The sequence below is a fragment of the Epilithonimonas sp. 33E genome (assembly GCF_059372615.1).
Window position 1 is genome coordinate 753,267 of the sequence record NZ_CM182009.1, and the last position, 15,037, is coordinate 768,303.

Annotated in this window: 13 protein-coding genes; 5 read left to right on the top strand and 8 right to left on the bottom strand. The window is 37.3% G+C overall.

Going from position 1 to position 15,037, the window contains the following annotated elements:
- Positions 1-15: 15 nt before the first annotated feature.
- The 5 genes from AC5P2S_RS03610 to AC5P2S_RS03630 form a co-directional block, all read right to left on the bottom strand.
- Entirely contained in the window at positions 16-1,596 is a 1,581-nt protein-coding gene (locus AC5P2S_RS03610; RefSeq protein ID WP_494556257.1) for a sodium:solute symporter, read from the bottom strand.
- A gap of 537 nt (positions 1,597-2,133) precedes the next feature.
- Entirely contained in the window at positions 2,134-3,291 is a 1,158-nt protein-coding gene (locus AC5P2S_RS03615) for an MFS transporter (protein WP_494557000.1), read from the bottom strand.
- Between the two features lie 170 nt (positions 3,292-3,461).
- Positions 3,462-3,851, bottom strand: a complete 390-nt coding sequence (locus AC5P2S_RS03620; RefSeq protein ID WP_283416402.1) for a hypothetical protein — start codon at positions 3,849-3,851, stop codon at positions 3,462-3,464.
- A 12-nt stretch (positions 3,852-3,863) separates the two neighbouring features.
- Complete coding sequence (locus AC5P2S_RS03625; RefSeq protein ID WP_494556258.1) at positions 3,864-6,404, bottom strand: beta strand repeat-containing protein; 2,541 nt, start codon at positions 6,402-6,404, stop codon at positions 3,864-3,866.
- Positions 6,405-6,409: 5 nt separating this feature from the next.
- Complete coding sequence (locus AC5P2S_RS03630) at positions 6,410-6,889, bottom strand: T9SS type A sorting domain-containing protein (protein WP_494556259.1); 480 nt, start codon at positions 6,887-6,889, stop codon at positions 6,410-6,412.
- Between the two features lie 164 nt (positions 6,890-7,053).
- Between AC5P2S_RS03630 and AC5P2S_RS03635 the strand changes: the two genes are divergently transcribed.
- Positions 7,054-9,114, top strand: coding sequence for a tetratricopeptide repeat-containing sensor histidine kinase (locus AC5P2S_RS03635; RefSeq protein ID WP_494556260.1), 2,061 nt, complete (start codon positions 7,054-7,056; stop codon positions 9,112-9,114).
- Here AC5P2S_RS03635 and AC5P2S_RS03640 read toward each other — a convergent pair.
- Entirely contained in the window at positions 9,094-9,798 is a 705-nt protein-coding gene (locus AC5P2S_RS03640) for a LytR/AlgR family response regulator transcription factor (RefSeq protein WP_494556261.1), read from the bottom strand. The genes AC5P2S_RS03635 and AC5P2S_RS03640 overlap by 21 nt on opposite strands.
- Positions 9,799-9,887: 89 nt before the next feature.
- Positions 9,888-11,411 carry a trypsin-like peptidase domain-containing protein gene (locus tag AC5P2S_RS03645; protein ID WP_494556262.1) on the bottom strand — a complete coding sequence of 508 codons (1,524 nt, stop codon included), beginning with the start codon at positions 11,409-11,411 and terminating at the stop codon, positions 9,888-9,890.
- Between the two features lie 333 nt (positions 11,412-11,744).
- Here AC5P2S_RS03645 and AC5P2S_RS03650 point away from each other — a divergent pair, with 333 nt between their 5' ends.
- The 4 genes from AC5P2S_RS03650 to mtaB all read left to right on the top strand — a co-directional run bounded on the left by AC5P2S_RS03650 (position 11,745) and on the right by mtaB (position 14,217).
- Positions 11,745-12,065, top strand: coding sequence for a hypothetical protein (locus AC5P2S_RS03650; protein WP_494556263.1), 321 nt, complete (start codon positions 11,745-11,747; stop codon positions 12,063-12,065).
- A 38-nt stretch (positions 12,066-12,103) separates the two neighbouring features.
- The gene (locus AC5P2S_RS03655; RefSeq protein WP_283416409.1) at positions 12,104-12,583 is read left to right on the top strand and encodes a hypothetical protein; all 480 of its coding nucleotides are present in this window, start codon (positions 12,104-12,106) and stop codon (positions 12,581-12,583) included.
- 4 nt (positions 12,584-12,587) lie between these two features.
- Complete coding sequence (locus AC5P2S_RS03660; protein ID WP_283416410.1) at positions 12,588-12,776, top strand: DUF6496 domain-containing protein; 189 nt, start codon at positions 12,588-12,590, stop codon at positions 12,774-12,776.
- An 82-nt stretch (positions 12,777-12,858) separates the two neighbouring features.
- Complete coding sequence (gene mtaB / locus AC5P2S_RS03665; protein ID WP_494556264.1) at positions 12,859-14,217, top strand: tRNA (N(6)-L-threonylcarbamoyladenosine(37)-C(2))-methylthiotransferase MtaB; 1,359 nt, start codon at positions 12,859-12,861, stop codon at positions 14,215-14,217.
- 74 nt (positions 14,218-14,291) lie between these two features.
- Here mtaB and AC5P2S_RS03670 read toward each other — a convergent pair whose 3' ends face one another.
- Positions 14,292-15,035, bottom strand: coding sequence for a hypothetical protein (locus AC5P2S_RS03670; protein ID WP_283416412.1), 744 nt, complete (start codon positions 15,033-15,035; stop codon positions 14,292-14,294).
- Positions 15,036-15,037: the final 2 nt, after the last annotated feature.

Consider the following 15,037-nt stretch of genomic DNA (forward strand, 5'->3'; position numbering starts at 1 on the left):
TAATAGTAATTTTAATTATTGAATTTCGGCTCTACTTTCAAAGTTGTTAGACCTAACCATCCACAACCCAACAAACGTAAAAAATCCATTCAGGATAATCAGCTCCACACCAATTCTGTAATCCGTGTTATTCGTTACCAGATAATTGATCAGATAAGTCACTACAGGCGCCAAAATCGTCACCGCCAAAATCGAATATTTCTTTGTGATTTGATATTTCGTCAAAATACCGAAAGCAAACAGTCCCAACAGCGGCCCATAAGTATAACCCGCTATTTCCATTATCAGGTAAACAATTGACTTATCATTCAACGCTTTGAAAACCATTATCAAGACAAAGAAAATCACTGTAAAAGTCAAATGAACTTTCATTCTCAAACGTTTCTTTTGTTTCTCGGTTTTTTTCTGGTCTTCGTTCAGGTTTAGCAAGTCCACACAATAAGAACTCGTAACGGCTGTCAAAGCCCCGTCAGCAGAAGGAAACAGCGCCGAAATCAAACCGATGATGAAAATCACAGAAAGTGCCATTGGAAAATGATTCAGAGACAACGCAGGAAATAGATCGTCACCCATTATATTTTTGATTTGACCAGCAGAATCTTTGAAACCAAAAGTATTCGTAACCACTTCTTTTCCATCCACCATCGTCGAGATTTGTCCGTAATCTGCACCGTGCTGCATTGCAAAAAGATAAAGCAGACCGCCTAAAAACAGGAACGCCAGATTCACAAAAAGCAGCGTTCCGGCAAACGTCAGCATATTCTTTTTCGAGTTTTTCAGGTTGTCCACAGAGATATTTTTCTGCATCATTTCCTGGTCCAGACCCGTCATCGCAATCGTGATGAACATCCCGCCCAGAATCGTTTTCAGGAAAAATGTTTTGGAATTAATATCCGTATTGATAAAATGCGTGTACTGCTTCTGCTCCAGAATCGTGAAAGCTTCTCCAAAAGACAGGTTAAGATTGGATAAGATATAAACAATGCACGCAAAAAGACTGATAATCATAAATGACGTCTGCAAAGTATCCGTAATCACAATCGTCTTCACACCACCTTCAAACGTGTAAAGCAGAATCATCAGAAGCAGTACAAAAGCCGTTACCCAAAACGGAACGCCCAGACTTTCAAGTAAGAAAATCTGAAGAATATTCACCACCAGATACAATCGCGCAGTCGCTCCGATCGCTCTCGAAATAATGAAAAATACAGAACCGATTTTATGCGCCTCCACATTGAACCGTTTCCCCAGATAGGTATAGATCGAGGTCAGATTCATCCGGTAATAGAGTGGGAGCAGAATGCCAGCAACAATGAAGTAGCCGATGAAAAACCCGATCACCATCATATAATATTCAAAGCCGCCGTATGGATTTTCGCCTCCCAAAAACTTCCCGACCGTTCCCGGAACCGAAATAAAAGTCACGCCGGAAAGCGACGTCCCGATCATCCCAAACGCCACCAGCCACCATTTACTTTTCTTATTGCCGATAAAAAAAGACTGGTTGTCGGAGTTACGACTCGTAAAATAAGAGATGACCAAAAGCCCGATAAAATAGGCAAAAACGAATAATAATAAAACTGTTCCCGGATTCATTGTTCAGATTTGAGTGGAACAAAAATAGTTTTTTTATTGATTTGTGAAGTAATTAATTACGGAGAACGCATCAGCCTGTGCACAATCCGACCAAATGCCACATCGATCAAATAAAATCTAAAAAGTCAAGACGTAATTTAATATTCTCACGATGCTGCCGGATATTCTCATGATGTTGCCGGATATTCTCGCGATGTTGTCGGATATTTTTACGATGTGATAATATATTCTTCCATTGTAACTGGATATTCTGGCATTGTAAAGAGATATTCTCGTGATGTGAAGTTACATTTTTGCAATGTGATTGAATATTATTATGATGTAAAAGTATATTCTTGTCTTGCGACTGAATATTCTTCCATCCTTAGACAATATTTTCGTTACTGCAAACAATATTCTTACAACTACAGTTGACAAAGTCTTCGAATCAGCTCCATAGGATGGCTCTGTTAATAGAATAACAAAAACCAACAGAATCCCAGCTCCGTAGGAGTGACCTAATAATGATATTCCAAACGAAAAAAAACTAAACAATCATTATCTGTTCGGAAGCATTTTCTTCACAACAATATAAAGAAGAATAGCTGACAAAGCCAGAACCGCAAAAGAACCATACCACAAACTGTCAAATCCGAATCGGCTCACCACATAAGTTCCCAAAAACGGTGTAATGATAAACGAAAACGAAAAAGCAATCCCATTCAGTCCCATATAAGCACCCTTGTTACCACCTTCCGAACGCAGCGCCGTAACGGTTGACATAAACGGAAGCGCCCAGATCTCTCCAACACACAAAACGGTCATCGCCACAATCAGCCAGGAGATATTACTCCCGAATACCATCATCAGGTAAGATAACCCGGACAGAAAAACACCGGCAAACAGAATCTGCGGAATCCTCATTGTCCTTTCAGCAATGCTTACCAAAGGCATTTCCAGCAATACAATGATGAAACCGCTGTAACCCAGGATGAACCCAATCGTGCTCTGGCTCAGCTTGGCAACATCTTTATAAAATAGCGGGATTGTATTGAAAAACTGGAAAAAACAGATCGCAAACACAGTACACAAAAAGCTGTAAACCAAAAACGGATAATCCTTGTAAGGGGATTTTCCTGTTTCTTTAATGACTTCAGCAGTTCCAGATTTTTTTTTCTCCCGGAAGATTTTATTCCGCTTTCGGAAAAAGATAACGTAGATAATTCCTGCAATCATAGCTCCACAGAAGTTCACAACGAAAAGAAAATTATAGGATATCCCGGAAAGGATTCCACCCAAAGCCGGGCCAATAGAGAACCCAAGATTGATGGCCATTCTGTTCAATGAAAAAGCTTTCGTAAGGTTTTCAGGTCTTGCGTATTTGGTAATCGCCACAGAGTTAGCCGGCCGGAAGGTATCACTGATCGTACTTTGAAGAAATATCAGGACAGCCATCATCTCAACACTCGGAAAAAAAGGAATGATGAGGAATATAGGCGCACTGAGAAACAAGCTCCAGGTCTGGATATAATATTCCCCGAATTTATCCGTCAAAAATCCGCCCAACCACGATCCGGCAACAGAACCAATGCCATAAAAGCTTAAAACGATTCCCGCATGTTCCAAAGAAAACTTCAAATGGTCTGTCATATAAACACCCAAAAACGGCAATACCATTGATCCGGAACGGTTGATGAGCATCACAATGGACAGCATCCATGCTTCTCTGGAAAGGCCTTTGAAAGTGTTGATGTAATAGTTGAGGAATTTCACTGGAACAATTTAGATTGCAAAAATATTACTTTGTTCCTACATTCAGAATGAATTTTAAAATAAATAAAAAAGACTTACCAAATTTCGATAAGTCTTCTTTTTCAATTATATAGTTAGTTTTTGGGAATTGTTTTTTTGAATTCTTCCAGGGTAGCTGTGTTTGGCAAACCTTGGCTATTACTTACTTTTGAGATATTAGTTATTATTTTTTTTCTGTTTGGTATACTTGCAAGCATCTCTTCTGTACTGGCAGTATTTGATAGCAGTTTACCGGGAGTGGCTTTCGATACAGAATTTGAATTTTGTTTTTTTTGATCAAGCCCTTGTTGAGAGGCTAATTTTCCATTAGAATCGGATTTCGTTGCTTTTTGAGATTCATTCATCTGGGCAAATTTGCCTAAAGTTTCCTGTATATCGCCTTGCTTTTCCTCCTGCTTGTTTTGCTGTGCAAAAGTTAATGTGCTTCCTGCTAATATTAGAATTGTGATGTATAATGTTTTCATTTTGCTTAATTTTTATTTAATACTTATTAATACTTTGATTTTTCCGATAGACTGCGAATCATAATCCTGAAGCGCTTTACCCAAAACTTGCCCGATTTGTAATTTTTTCGGATCGGCTTTCATTGCAACGCCTGCAATAGATGAGGTTACCAATAGATCTCCTCTTTTGATTGTACCTCCTTCTAAGCAAACTTTTGTAGGAATTACTCCGATGACACCCATTGGAACTTTTCCAGAAATATCGGTGTCGACACTTTCCTCAGTTAAAAGGACACCCGGCTTTGTAGCATAAACACCAGCCACCAGATTAGAATATGGTTGGGATGACTTTTCGACAGTTCTGTCGGAGTCTTGTGAAATTACTAATATGTCTCCAGCTTCATATTGAGAGATATTTCCTTCTACATCAAAAGCTTCTGCAACATCTGCCCCGGAATTTTGTGTTCCACCATTGAAAAAACCTCTTCCTGCCATATTGATACGCGCCATATTTGAGCCCGAAGTCTGGAAAACGGCGAGATTCCCAGAAGCTCCGGTATGATTGACCAAGAGATCACTTCCTGTTCCTGCATTTGTTATTGTAACAGTAGGATTACCGTTAGATGTATTAAAATTTCTAAAATTTCCTGCCTTTCCGGTTCCAAAATTTGGTACCCAACCATAAATTGCCGTTCCTGAACCATCAGTGGTAGCTTCAACAGCATTTCCGTCATTGGCATTGGCAATAATTCCTTCTCCGGTTCCATCTGTGAGTGCAATTAATGCAGGTCTTGGATTGGTTGTATTTGAAATATAAAATAACCCTGCGGTAGCTCCTGTTCCGTCTGCACGACCATATACGCCAGCAGTTCCAAAGTTTGCAAATTTAGAATTAACCACACCCATGACTCCGGCAGAAGTTCCATTCGTATTATCTACAATAAAGTCTCCCGCATTACCATTACCTGTATTAGTTGATGTAACTACTGTATTATTATTGGATGTATTGAAATTTTTAAATTCTGCCGCCTTTCCACCACTGAAAGAAGGTACCCAACCATAAATAGCTCGCCCAGTGCCATCAACATTGGCTTCTACAGCGTCACCATTTTTTCCTGCATTAGCTAGAAAAGCATCGCCGTTTCCATCTGTGATCGCAGTGAGGGCTCTGCCATTTCCATTAGTATTGGACGCGTAGAACAATCCTCCAAATCCTCCAGTTCCTGAAGATACTCCAAAAATACCGGCTGCACCAAAGTTTCCGAAAATGGTTTTAACTTCCCCTCTGACAGCTGCACTTACACTATTCGTATTATTTGAAAGAAAAGATGATACATTTCCTAATGTATTATCAGGAATGTTTCCTAGACTGTTAGACTCTACTTCGAATGTGTTTTTATCATTAGAAGTATTGGTATTTTCAAAACGTCCCGCTCTACCAGTACTACCATTAATCCCAACTTGTCCGTAAACTCCAATTGCGTTGCCAGAAGTATTAGTAGCAACAAATCCTCGCACACCATAACCTCCACCGTCATTCCGTCCTACAACGGCGCCAGCAATATCACTATTTGTTAGACCTACAACAGCCTCACCCGCACCGTTATTACGGCCAATAACACCCGCTGCAGTTTGTGCAGCAGTAGCGGCATCAATTCCTGAACCTCCAGTACTGCTGGATTGTATTGCTGTTCCGTTGCCTGTTGATGAGGCGTTGATTACATTTCCATTACCAACAGTAGATGCATTCAAAGCATTGTTGTTGTTAGCATTATTGAAAACAGCAATACTGGCCGGATTTCCGTTCACGCTGGTTGCTGTAAGACCAGTCCCGGAATTACTATTGGCGTAAACTCCAGTTCCTGCTGCTGAAGAATTACCATAAACTCCTAACCCGCTTGGTGTAACCCCATACACGCCCCAACCAGAACCTGCCTGTGAGCCCCAAACTCCAATTCCTAATCCGCCGGTTCCATTATTGATACCTCTGACTGCTGAAGAAAATCCACCAGGAGCTGTATTGGTTACTTCTCCTCTTATTGCGGAAATACTGGATGTAGTGGTAGAATTTTGCCCGACAATAGAACTACCATCACCATTGTTAGCCAATGTAAAAAGATCAGAAGCATTGGTTAGAGTGTTCGTATATGGCAATGTCACACCGCCTCCGCCACCGGAGGATTTTGCGTATAAAGCATAAGGAACGCTTAATAATTGACTTGTGCCCGTAATAGTATAATTGGTTCCGCCGGCGGGATCGGTTTCGGTTTTGAGATAATAAGAATTTCCACCCCAATTGATGGTGTTGAATGTTCCACTTAAAATTGTTCCGGATCCTATTTCTAGACTAACAAGACCATTAGCGTTTGTCGTTCCTGTTATTCTTTCTGAGTAAACAGCTGTTCCTCCTGCTGAACCTTGTAATACACTTATTCTTACGGCAACATTTTGATTGGTTAAAAGTTGTCCGGAATTATTTCTGATAATAGCCTGATAGCTCATTTTTTCCGGAGCCTGAGCAGAAACCATGTAAGTTCCTAAGGCAAAGGCTGCAATTAATACAATTTTTTTCATAAATATTATTTTTTGATGATTTTAAATGTTTTGATAGTTTGATCGTTCTGGAAAACCCTGATGATATAAACAGAAGAGGGTAACAATGAGAAATCCAGCTCAGATTTTTGTTGATTCAGGTTTCCTTTTTTGATCAGTTTCCCTTGTGAGTCAAATAGGGTATAATTTGAATTTTGATAATTTTTATTACTGAATTCAATCCATAAAAAATCTTTCACAGGATTGGGATATAAGAGTATATTTCGCTCTTTGTTGTTCAAATCTTCTACAGCTAACGTTATGATTTCATAAGCATGCTGAACACCCTCCATTACCTCGGCATTAGCTCCTTTTTGCCGGTAATCTATCTGTCCGACGGTATAGGATGAACTGCCACCGCTTCCAATAGCAGTAATCCCCGTCGAAGCAATTGTTTTTTGTGCTTTTAATAATCCAGTCGGTGCAATGAGCAGAATTAAAAAGCGAATTAATATTTTATTTTTCATAGAGTGAATTTTTCTATTCCAAAGGTAAAATGAGAATGTACTGATGAAAAGATGAAATAGATAAACGACAATTTTAATAGACCAATGACATTTATTAAAAAATAATTGTAGCTTTAATAAGATATTATAAAGTCTTATCGGTGAGGAAAATATGGGTTTTCATAATGTTGAATTTGGTATTGTTTCTATTCTCACAGAAACAACCTGATCTTTTGCAGTATAAAACCAATGATCAAAAGATCAAAGCCTGGGATGCTTACTGTAATTCATTAACAGAAACTGAAAATTATCCTTTATTAATCAAAGAAGCAGATATCGGAATTGCGCTTTCAGAGAATAATAAAAAATACTTGTCAAAATTCTATTTCTACAAAGGCTATGGTTATGAATATACCAATAACCAATACGAAAAAGCAACAGTCTACTTTGAAAAATCACTGCAACTCGCACAAAATAAATATTTGGAGCAAGAAGTTTTAGCATTGATGAGGCTCAATTATATGTATTATTCTATAAAAGAATACAAGAAAGGAGAGGAACTCATCAATTATGTCAAAAAGATTGTCGACACGGTTAAAGCTAAGAACTTAAAAGCCACACTTTTAGGGAGTATCGGAGAATATTATCTGGATAGATCTGAGTTTGAAAATTTCATTAATTATAAGCTGAAAGCTATTGATTATTTGTTGCTGGATAAAAAGAAAAAAGAGACCAGAAATAATATTGGCATCTCATATCTACAGATTGCCGATGCTTATAATGATATGAAACAATATGAAAAGGCTATAGAATACACAAATTATGCTAGCTCTTATCTCAAAGATAGGTCAGATGGAATTGCTTTTTTATACAATACTTATATCGAGGCTTACACCCATTTGGGGAATATCGATTTAGCGAAAAAATACTATTTAGAGTTATATGAAATCGGACAGCACAACCAGATGCTTTTCCTTAATGTAAGCTATGCAAACCGGAATATGTCTGAGTTTTATCTTGAGAAAAACAGATTGGAACTCGCAGATGACTACGCTGATAAGGCCTTGCTTTTCGCCAAAAAATCTAACGATGAAGAGATCCTGATGGAAGCCAATACAGCCAAAGGAAAAGTATTGGTTGGACAAGGAAAATACGCGGAAGCGATTAAAATCCTTAATAAAGCGTTGAACTTTGCTTACATCTATGACAAACGTTTTTTTGCAGAGATCAATAAAAAGTTATCTGAAAGTTACGCCGCTCAAAAACAATGGCACAAGGCCTATCAATATTACAAAGCTTACAGTCAAACCAATGATTCTCTTTCTATAGAATCTGGGAAGCAAAGTCTTGCTAATGCTGAAGCAAAATTTCAAAATAAAAGTAAACAGCAGGAAATCAAATCATTATTGAATGAAAATACTATCCATGAATTGACAATCAAAAATTCTAAAAAACAACGAATTTATCTGATTTCAGGTTTAGTTGCTATTGCTATTATTGGAGGGTTACTTTATTATCAGAGTCGGAACAGAAAGAGAATCAATCAGAAATTAATGTTACTTAATTCAGAATTGGATAAAGCTAATAAAACCAAAATGCAGTTTTTTGGAATTCTGAATCATGACCTACGGAGTCCTGTTATTTCCTTGATTAATTTTCTCCATCTTCGGAAAGAAGCACCCGAAATGATGGACGAAGAAACCAAAGACCGGCTCGAGACACAAACTACAAGAGCAACCGAGCAGCTTCTGGAACAGATGGAAGACCTTTTGCTTTGGAGCAAAGGACAGATGGAAAATTTTGAGCCGTCGTTCAGAAATTATAAGATAGAAGAGATATTTTCCGATGTTAAAAAAGAATTTGTTTGGGTCAATGACATTCGGATTTCCTTTAACTTCTCAGAAAATATGTGGGTTTTTACTGACAAAGAATATTTGAAAACCATCATTCGAAATTTGATCAATAATAGTGTAAAAGTAGTACAGGGAAAACCTGACGCTCATATTATTTGTAAAGCCTGGGAAGAGAATAATGAAAGCTTTATTGAGATCTCCGATAACGGAGGCGGCGCAAATCTTGAAAAATTCAGAGCTTTATACGAAGATCATACAAGTATAGGCATCAAAAAAGGTTTGGGGTTACATGTGATTCGTGATCTTTGTAAATCAATCCGATGTAATATCGAAGTTAAAAGCAATCAATTGATGGGCGAGACTCAAGTCATTTTAAGATTCAAAAAAGCTTAGATTTTCTTTGTAAGCTCTGCCGATTGGTAGATTGATATTACTATTGATAACAACTTCGTAACTGTTTTTTCTGGTAATAAGATGTTTTGGAACGGCGTAGCTTTTATGGATCCTGACAAAATTTGAAAAATGGTCGTCTTTTAAAATCTGACCGATTGATGATAAAACGCAATGTTTTTTTTGTGTAGTGATCAGCCTTGTATAATCTTTCAATGCCTCCAGATAGATGATATCAGAAATTTTTATCTGTACAACATTATGGCCTTCTTTTATTTTTAAAAATTGAGAACCGGTAAGAATATCGAAATATTCAGACTTTTCTTTCATACTGAAAAAATCCAATAACTTATTGATAGAATAATCAAAACGTTCTTTTTTTAAAGGTTTTGAAATGAAGTCCAGTGTGTCGAGCTCAAACGTTTCAATGGCATATTCCGGGTGCGAGCTTATGAAAATGCAGGCAGGAATTTTTTGATAAGATTTTCTGATTTCTATTCCTGACATTTCCGGTAAATCAATATCAAGAAAAAGCAGATCTATTGAATCATCAAGAAAGGGTTTTGCGTTTTCAGCAGAATCAACTGCAGCAACAAGTTCCAGGATACCATGTTGCTTGATGAGATGTTGTAACATCAATCTGTCGATTTCCTGATCTTCTATTACGATGCATCTTATTTTTTTCATACCATTGATATCAACCAAAGTTAGAAAAAATCCATATAAAAAACCCAACCATTCAACAGGTTGGGTTTTTGTTTTTATGTTTTGGAGAATTAAGGCATTTTAAAACCTCTCGTGGTAATTCTGCCGTAGCTGTCTACATATTTTACCTGGACATTACCTTTATATCCGTTCAATATTTTTTCGACATCTTTTTGAGAATTAACAGGTTTTCCATTGATCTCCATTACGATGTAATTATCCACTACACCAATTTTATCCATTTCGCTGCCTTCTATCACATTTTTAGCGATAACACCGCTTTCCAGACCATAATCGGTTTTCACTCTGTCGCTCAGTGGCTCGAATTCCGAACCGATCTTTTCAGTAACAGTCAGGTCTTCTTTACTTCTTGAAGAAGTTCCGCCTTTCTGGTCTTTCAGAGTAACAGTTACTGTGTTTGGTTTCCCGTTTCTGGTATAAGTTACGGACACTTTATCACCAGGTCTTCTACTTCCGATTGCGAAAGATAGGTCTGCAAAGCTGCTGATATCTGTATTATCAATTTTAGTTACAATATCACCTGTTTTGATTCCTGCATCTTCGGCACCACTTTTTCCTGTGACTTCAGTCACATAAACACCGTCACCAACTTTTAAGTTAGCTTTGTTTTTTTGGTTATAAGCTGCAACCTGCATATCATTAGACAGATCTAAGCTTCCGATTCCGAGGAAACCTCTTTGTACCAATCCGAATTTCTTGATATCCTCAACAATTTTTCTTGCTAAGTTGGAAGGAACTGCAAACCCATAACCTTCGTAGTAGCCTGTTTTGGACTGGATTGCTGTATTGATCCCGATCAGATCTCCGTTGACATTGACCAAAGCACCACCACTGTTTCCTGGGTTGATCGCAGCATCCGTCTGGATAAAGCTTTCGATTGGTGTTCTGGATTGCTGGCTCAGGATATCAATACTTCTGCCTTTTGCAGAAACAATTCCTGCTGTAACCGTAGAATTAAGCCCAAGCGGATTACCTACCGCTAAAACCCATTGTCCTACTTCTACCATATCAGAGTTGGCAAAGTTGAGGTAAGGCAGACCTTTTTCTTCGATTTTTAAAAGGGAAATATCCGTGTTGGGATCTGTTCCTATTAATGTTGCGATATAAGATTTTTTATTACTTAGAACCACTTCCAGTTTATTAGCACCAGCAACGACATGATTATTGGAAATAATGTAACCATCTGGTGAGATAATGACTCCTGAACCTAATCCGGAGGGCATATTCTTAGGGGGTTGCTGTTGTTGCCTTTGTTGACCACCACCAAAAGGACTGTTGCCAGGTCCGAAGAAAAAATCAAACATATCATTGTCAGGCATTCTTTGAGTTGCTCTGTCCTGATAATTTTTGATTGTTACAACCGCAGGAACCGTGGTTTTAGAAGCCTTAACGAAGTCGTCTCCAACTGCAGAACTCATTCCGGCAAATGCAGAATTTTTAGAAGCTTTTGTAAAATAAGAGAAATCTTCTCCATTGTTTTCTGAACTGAAATATTGACTCGCTCCGAAAACCGTTGCACCGGAAATAACACCGGTCAATGCAAATGGCATTAGTTTTTTTAATGTATTCTTCATTTTAATATTCTTTTCTTTTTTTGATTTCTGTTAGACAAATTTAATGCTAAATTAGTATGAACTAAAAAATTAGTGTTACAGTTTTAACGAAGTTTAACCAATTTTAAAAATACATTAATAAAAATCTGGTCCAAATAGTAAATTAAATGTTTGAATTGTACTAAAATTAACAGAATTATTGTTGATTTTGTTATTGATTATCAATTTGGTATAATCAGCATTGACAAAATGTCACTTATGTCACTAAAGTTTTCGAATTAATTTGAAACTTCTTAAAATTTTAAAATTCTATTTGGCAACAATTTTGTTTTTCAATTCTTAAAAATGAAAGATATGAAAAACAGTGTAAAAGTAGTTTTAGGTTTTCTTGCAGGCGGAACTTTAATTTTAGCAGGTCAAATCATCAGAAATAAAAGAAACAAGGAAAAGCTTTTTACAGCTCCGGATGGAAATTCTTACAAAGAGAACGAGATGTACAGGAATTCTCAAGGTGAGATTTTCAAAAATGGTAAGCAACTTCATTTTGAAACGCCGGAACTTCTTTCGCAGGCAAATCATCATATTGATACATACCAGAATCAAACTAAGGCTACCCCAGGAAGCCAGCACTTTAAAAATGCCAATTATCATCATAAAGGTGTAAGACACCATTAAGTTGATTTCAAGTAAATGTTAATTACAAAAAATAAATTATGGAATCAGAAAATATTGTAGAAAGACTTACAAAATACGAATTTGAAAATACCAATCTTTACACAGGTTTTAATTCTGTTGGCGAAGCGAAGAAATTTGCAGATGAAAGGAATGGAAGATTAGTCGAAGTTGGTTTTTTGGACGGAAACGATAACCCGGTTGAAGATAATTCTCAGAATCTTATTGCAGAGAATAAATATTATAAAGCTTTCGCAGGACCGGATTACAAGATATTACATTCTTCGGATGAGGGTTTTCAGGAAATTGCTGACAAACTGAAAGAAAGACAGAATGAAGTGACGGAGAAAAGTCCGGACGAGAAATATTTTTCGGATTCGGATCCTCTAATTAAAGAAGATGCGGTTATTGTTCTATACAAAGGCGAAGTTGAAAATGTGACTTCACGAGAAAGGTCAAAATATCTGATGCATGCCAAAGTCTATGAACTGGCTGTAGAAGTTCCAAAATCAAAAAATTAAAAAAATGGCGACTAAAAAATATTCCGATAAAGCCCAGGAAAAAGTGGGCAAAGTCATGAAAGAATTCAAAGAAGGAAAACTGAAATCCGGCTCAGGTGACAAAGTCACAAGCAGGAAACAGGCCATTGCTATCGGTATTTCCGAAGCAAAAGAAGAAGGACTCAAAGTTCCGAAACAAAAGAAATCTAAATAACAGAATCCGGTAAGTCCGGATTTTTTTGTGCTAAGTTCATTATTTGGAAGGGTTGCAATTTTATTAATAACTTTGCAGCCTTATGTCAGATGTTATTTCACAACCGAAAACCGTTGCTTTTCACACACTTGGCTGCAAGCTGAACTTTGCAGAAACTTCTACTATTGCAAGACAATTGACGGATGCGGGTTATCAGAAAGTTAATTTTGATGAGCCGGCACAGGTTTATATTATCAACACCTGTTCTGTAACCGAAAATGCGGATAAAGAATGTAAGCTCCACGTGAAGCGTGCTGCGAAAGCTAATCCCGAAGGTTTGGTTGCAGTTATCGGCTGCTATGCACAGCTGAAACCGGAAGAGATTTCCGGGATTGAAGGTGTTGACCTGGTTTTGGGTGCTAAAGAAAAATTCAATATTCTGAGTTATCTGGATGATTTAGAAAAGTCGGAAAGTTATGCTCAGATCCATTCCTGTGAGATTGACGAAACAGATTTCTTTGTTGGGTCTTATTCTATTGGCGATAGAACGAGAGCTTTCCTGAAGGTTCAGGACGGTTGTGATTACAAATGTACCTATTGCACCATTCCTTTGGCCAGAGGGATTTCCCGCTCCGACACCATCGAGAATGTGATTAATAATGCAAAAGAAATTGCGGCAAAAGATATCAAAGAAATCGTTTTGACAGGTGTTAATATCGGAGATTATGGAAAGGGAGAATTTGGGAACAAAAAACACGAACACACTTTTCTTGATCTGATTTCCGAACTGGACAAAGTAGAAGGCATCGAAAGAATCAGAATTTCCTCCATTGAACCTAATCTTTTGAAAGACGAAAGCATCGATTTGGTTTCCAAAAGCAGAAGTTTTGTCCCGCATTTTCATATTCCACTTCAATCGGGAAGTGATGAATTACTGAAAAAAATGAAACGCCGTTATTTAACGAAGCTTTATTATAATCGGGTTAATAAAATCCGTGAAGTGATGCCAGATGCGGCGATTGGCGTTGATGTGATTGTCGGATTTCCCGGGGAAACTGAAGAATTGTTTATGGAAACATATAATTTCCTGAATGATTTGCCAATAAGCTATCTCCACGTTTTCACTTATTCCGAAAGAGAAAATACCGAGGCTGCTGATATGCAAGGTGCAGTCCCGATCTCTGAAAGAAAGAAAAGAAATAAAATGCTCAGAATCCTTTCCGAAAAAAAGAAAATGGAATTCTACAGAACCCAGTTAGGCAAAAAGCTTCCGGTTCTTTGGGAACATGAAAACAAAAACGGAATGATGTATGGCTTCACGGAAAACTATGTCAGAGTTTCAAAACCTTTTGATGAAAAATCAATTAATCAGATAGAACATATAATCCTGGATAAAATCCAGGAAGACGGAAATGTTTCTGTTAAAGAAACTCAATTTGAGGATTTTCTGGCCAAGGTTTAAAACGAAGCTATATCAAATAAAAAAGCGTGATTCAAATTTGAACCACGCTTTTTTGTTTTGTATGATATTGAGGGTTAATCTTCCCCGGGTTTAACTCTTGTCTTAGTATTATAAAGCTGAAAATTGAAAACAAAACTTCTGTTGGCATATACCGTTCCGTAAATCGAGTTATCTCTTGCATAAGCTGCTCTGGACGGAACAATAATCACGCCCTGCATATTATAATCTGAAGCTACGTCCAGATTGTCATAAGATTTGAAGAACTTTAATGCTTCTTTCAGTCCTTCGATTTCGAAGAAATCTCTGCCTATATTTGTTTTGTTGGTATCGTTATAGTTTTTTATTACAGATGATTTTACATAGTAATAAGCAGGATCTACACTTGGAACACCGGTATTTGTAACATTATTAACAAAAGTAATTTCATTGTTGAAAACAAATTTATCATTAACCTTGGAAGCGGTGTAAGTTTTTGTAACATTGAAAAAACTAATGATGTCATCAGTTGCCATTTCTTTCCCCGGGTCAGGTTGTGCACCAGGTCTTACAATATAAATTACACCAGATGGTAACTTGACATAGTTATAATCTGCCAGTTTTTTTTCATTATTGTCAGTGTCAGTAGTGTCATCAAAAGCAGTGATGACTCCTTTGCTGTTAAGGTAATGTGTATTCAGAAAATCCAGAGCCGCAGCATCGTCATAATCTTTTTGCTCTTCTACAGTAAGCTGTACAACTTCTTCATCATCATTATTGTCTTTCTTGCATCCCTGTAAAACAGCTACAGAAAGAGCAATTCCCAAAAGTATTTTTTTCATTT

What these genes read in the sequence shown, in the direction of transcription:
- AC5P2S_RS03610 (WP_494556257.1), bottom strand. Translation starts at nt 1,596, where the DNA reads ATGAATCCGGGAACAGTTTTATTATTATTCGTTTTTGCCTATTTTATC.
- AC5P2S_RS03615 (WP_494557000.1), bottom strand. Translation starts at nt 3,291, where the DNA reads ATGCTGTCCATTGTGATGCTCATCAACCGTTCCGGATCAATGGTATTG.
- AC5P2S_RS03620 (WP_283416402.1), bottom strand. Translation starts at nt 3,851, where the DNA reads ATGAAAACATTATACATCACAATTCTAATATTAGCAGGAAGCACATTA.
- AC5P2S_RS03625 (WP_494556258.1), bottom strand. Translation starts at nt 6,404, where the DNA reads ATGAAAAAAATTGTATTAATTGCAGCCTTTGCCTTAGGAACTTACATG.
- AC5P2S_RS03630 (WP_494556259.1), bottom strand. Translation starts at nt 6,889, where the DNA reads ATGAAAAATAAAATATTAATTCGCTTTTTAATTCTGCTCATTGCACCG.
- AC5P2S_RS03635 (WP_494556260.1), top strand. Translation starts at nt 7,054, where the DNA reads ATGTTGAATTTGGTATTGTTTCTATTCTCACAGAAACAACCTGATCTT.
- AC5P2S_RS03640 (WP_494556261.1), bottom strand. Translation starts at nt 9,798, where the DNA reads ATGAAAAAAATAAGATGCATCGTAATAGAAGATCAGGAAATCGACAGA.
- AC5P2S_RS03645 (WP_494556262.1), bottom strand. Translation starts at nt 11,411, where the DNA reads ATGAAGAATACATTAAAAAAACTAATGCCATTTGCATTGACCGGTGTT.
- AC5P2S_RS03650 (WP_494556263.1), top strand. Translation starts at nt 11,745, where the DNA reads ATGAAAAACAGTGTAAAAGTAGTTTTAGGTTTTCTTGCAGGCGGAACT.
- AC5P2S_RS03655 (WP_283416409.1), top strand. Translation starts at nt 12,104, where the DNA reads ATGGAATCAGAAAATATTGTAGAAAGACTTACAAAATACGAATTTGAA.
- AC5P2S_RS03660 (WP_283416410.1), top strand. Translation starts at nt 12,588, where the DNA reads ATGGCGACTAAAAAATATTCCGATAAAGCCCAGGAAAAAGTGGGCAAA.
- mtaB (WP_494556264.1), top strand. Translation starts at nt 12,859, where the DNA reads ATGTCAGATGTTATTTCACAACCGAAAACCGTTGCTTTTCACACACTT.
- AC5P2S_RS03670 (WP_283416412.1), bottom strand. Translation starts at nt 15,035, where the DNA reads ATGAAAAAAATACTTTTGGGAATTGCTCTTTCTGTAGCTGTTTTACAG.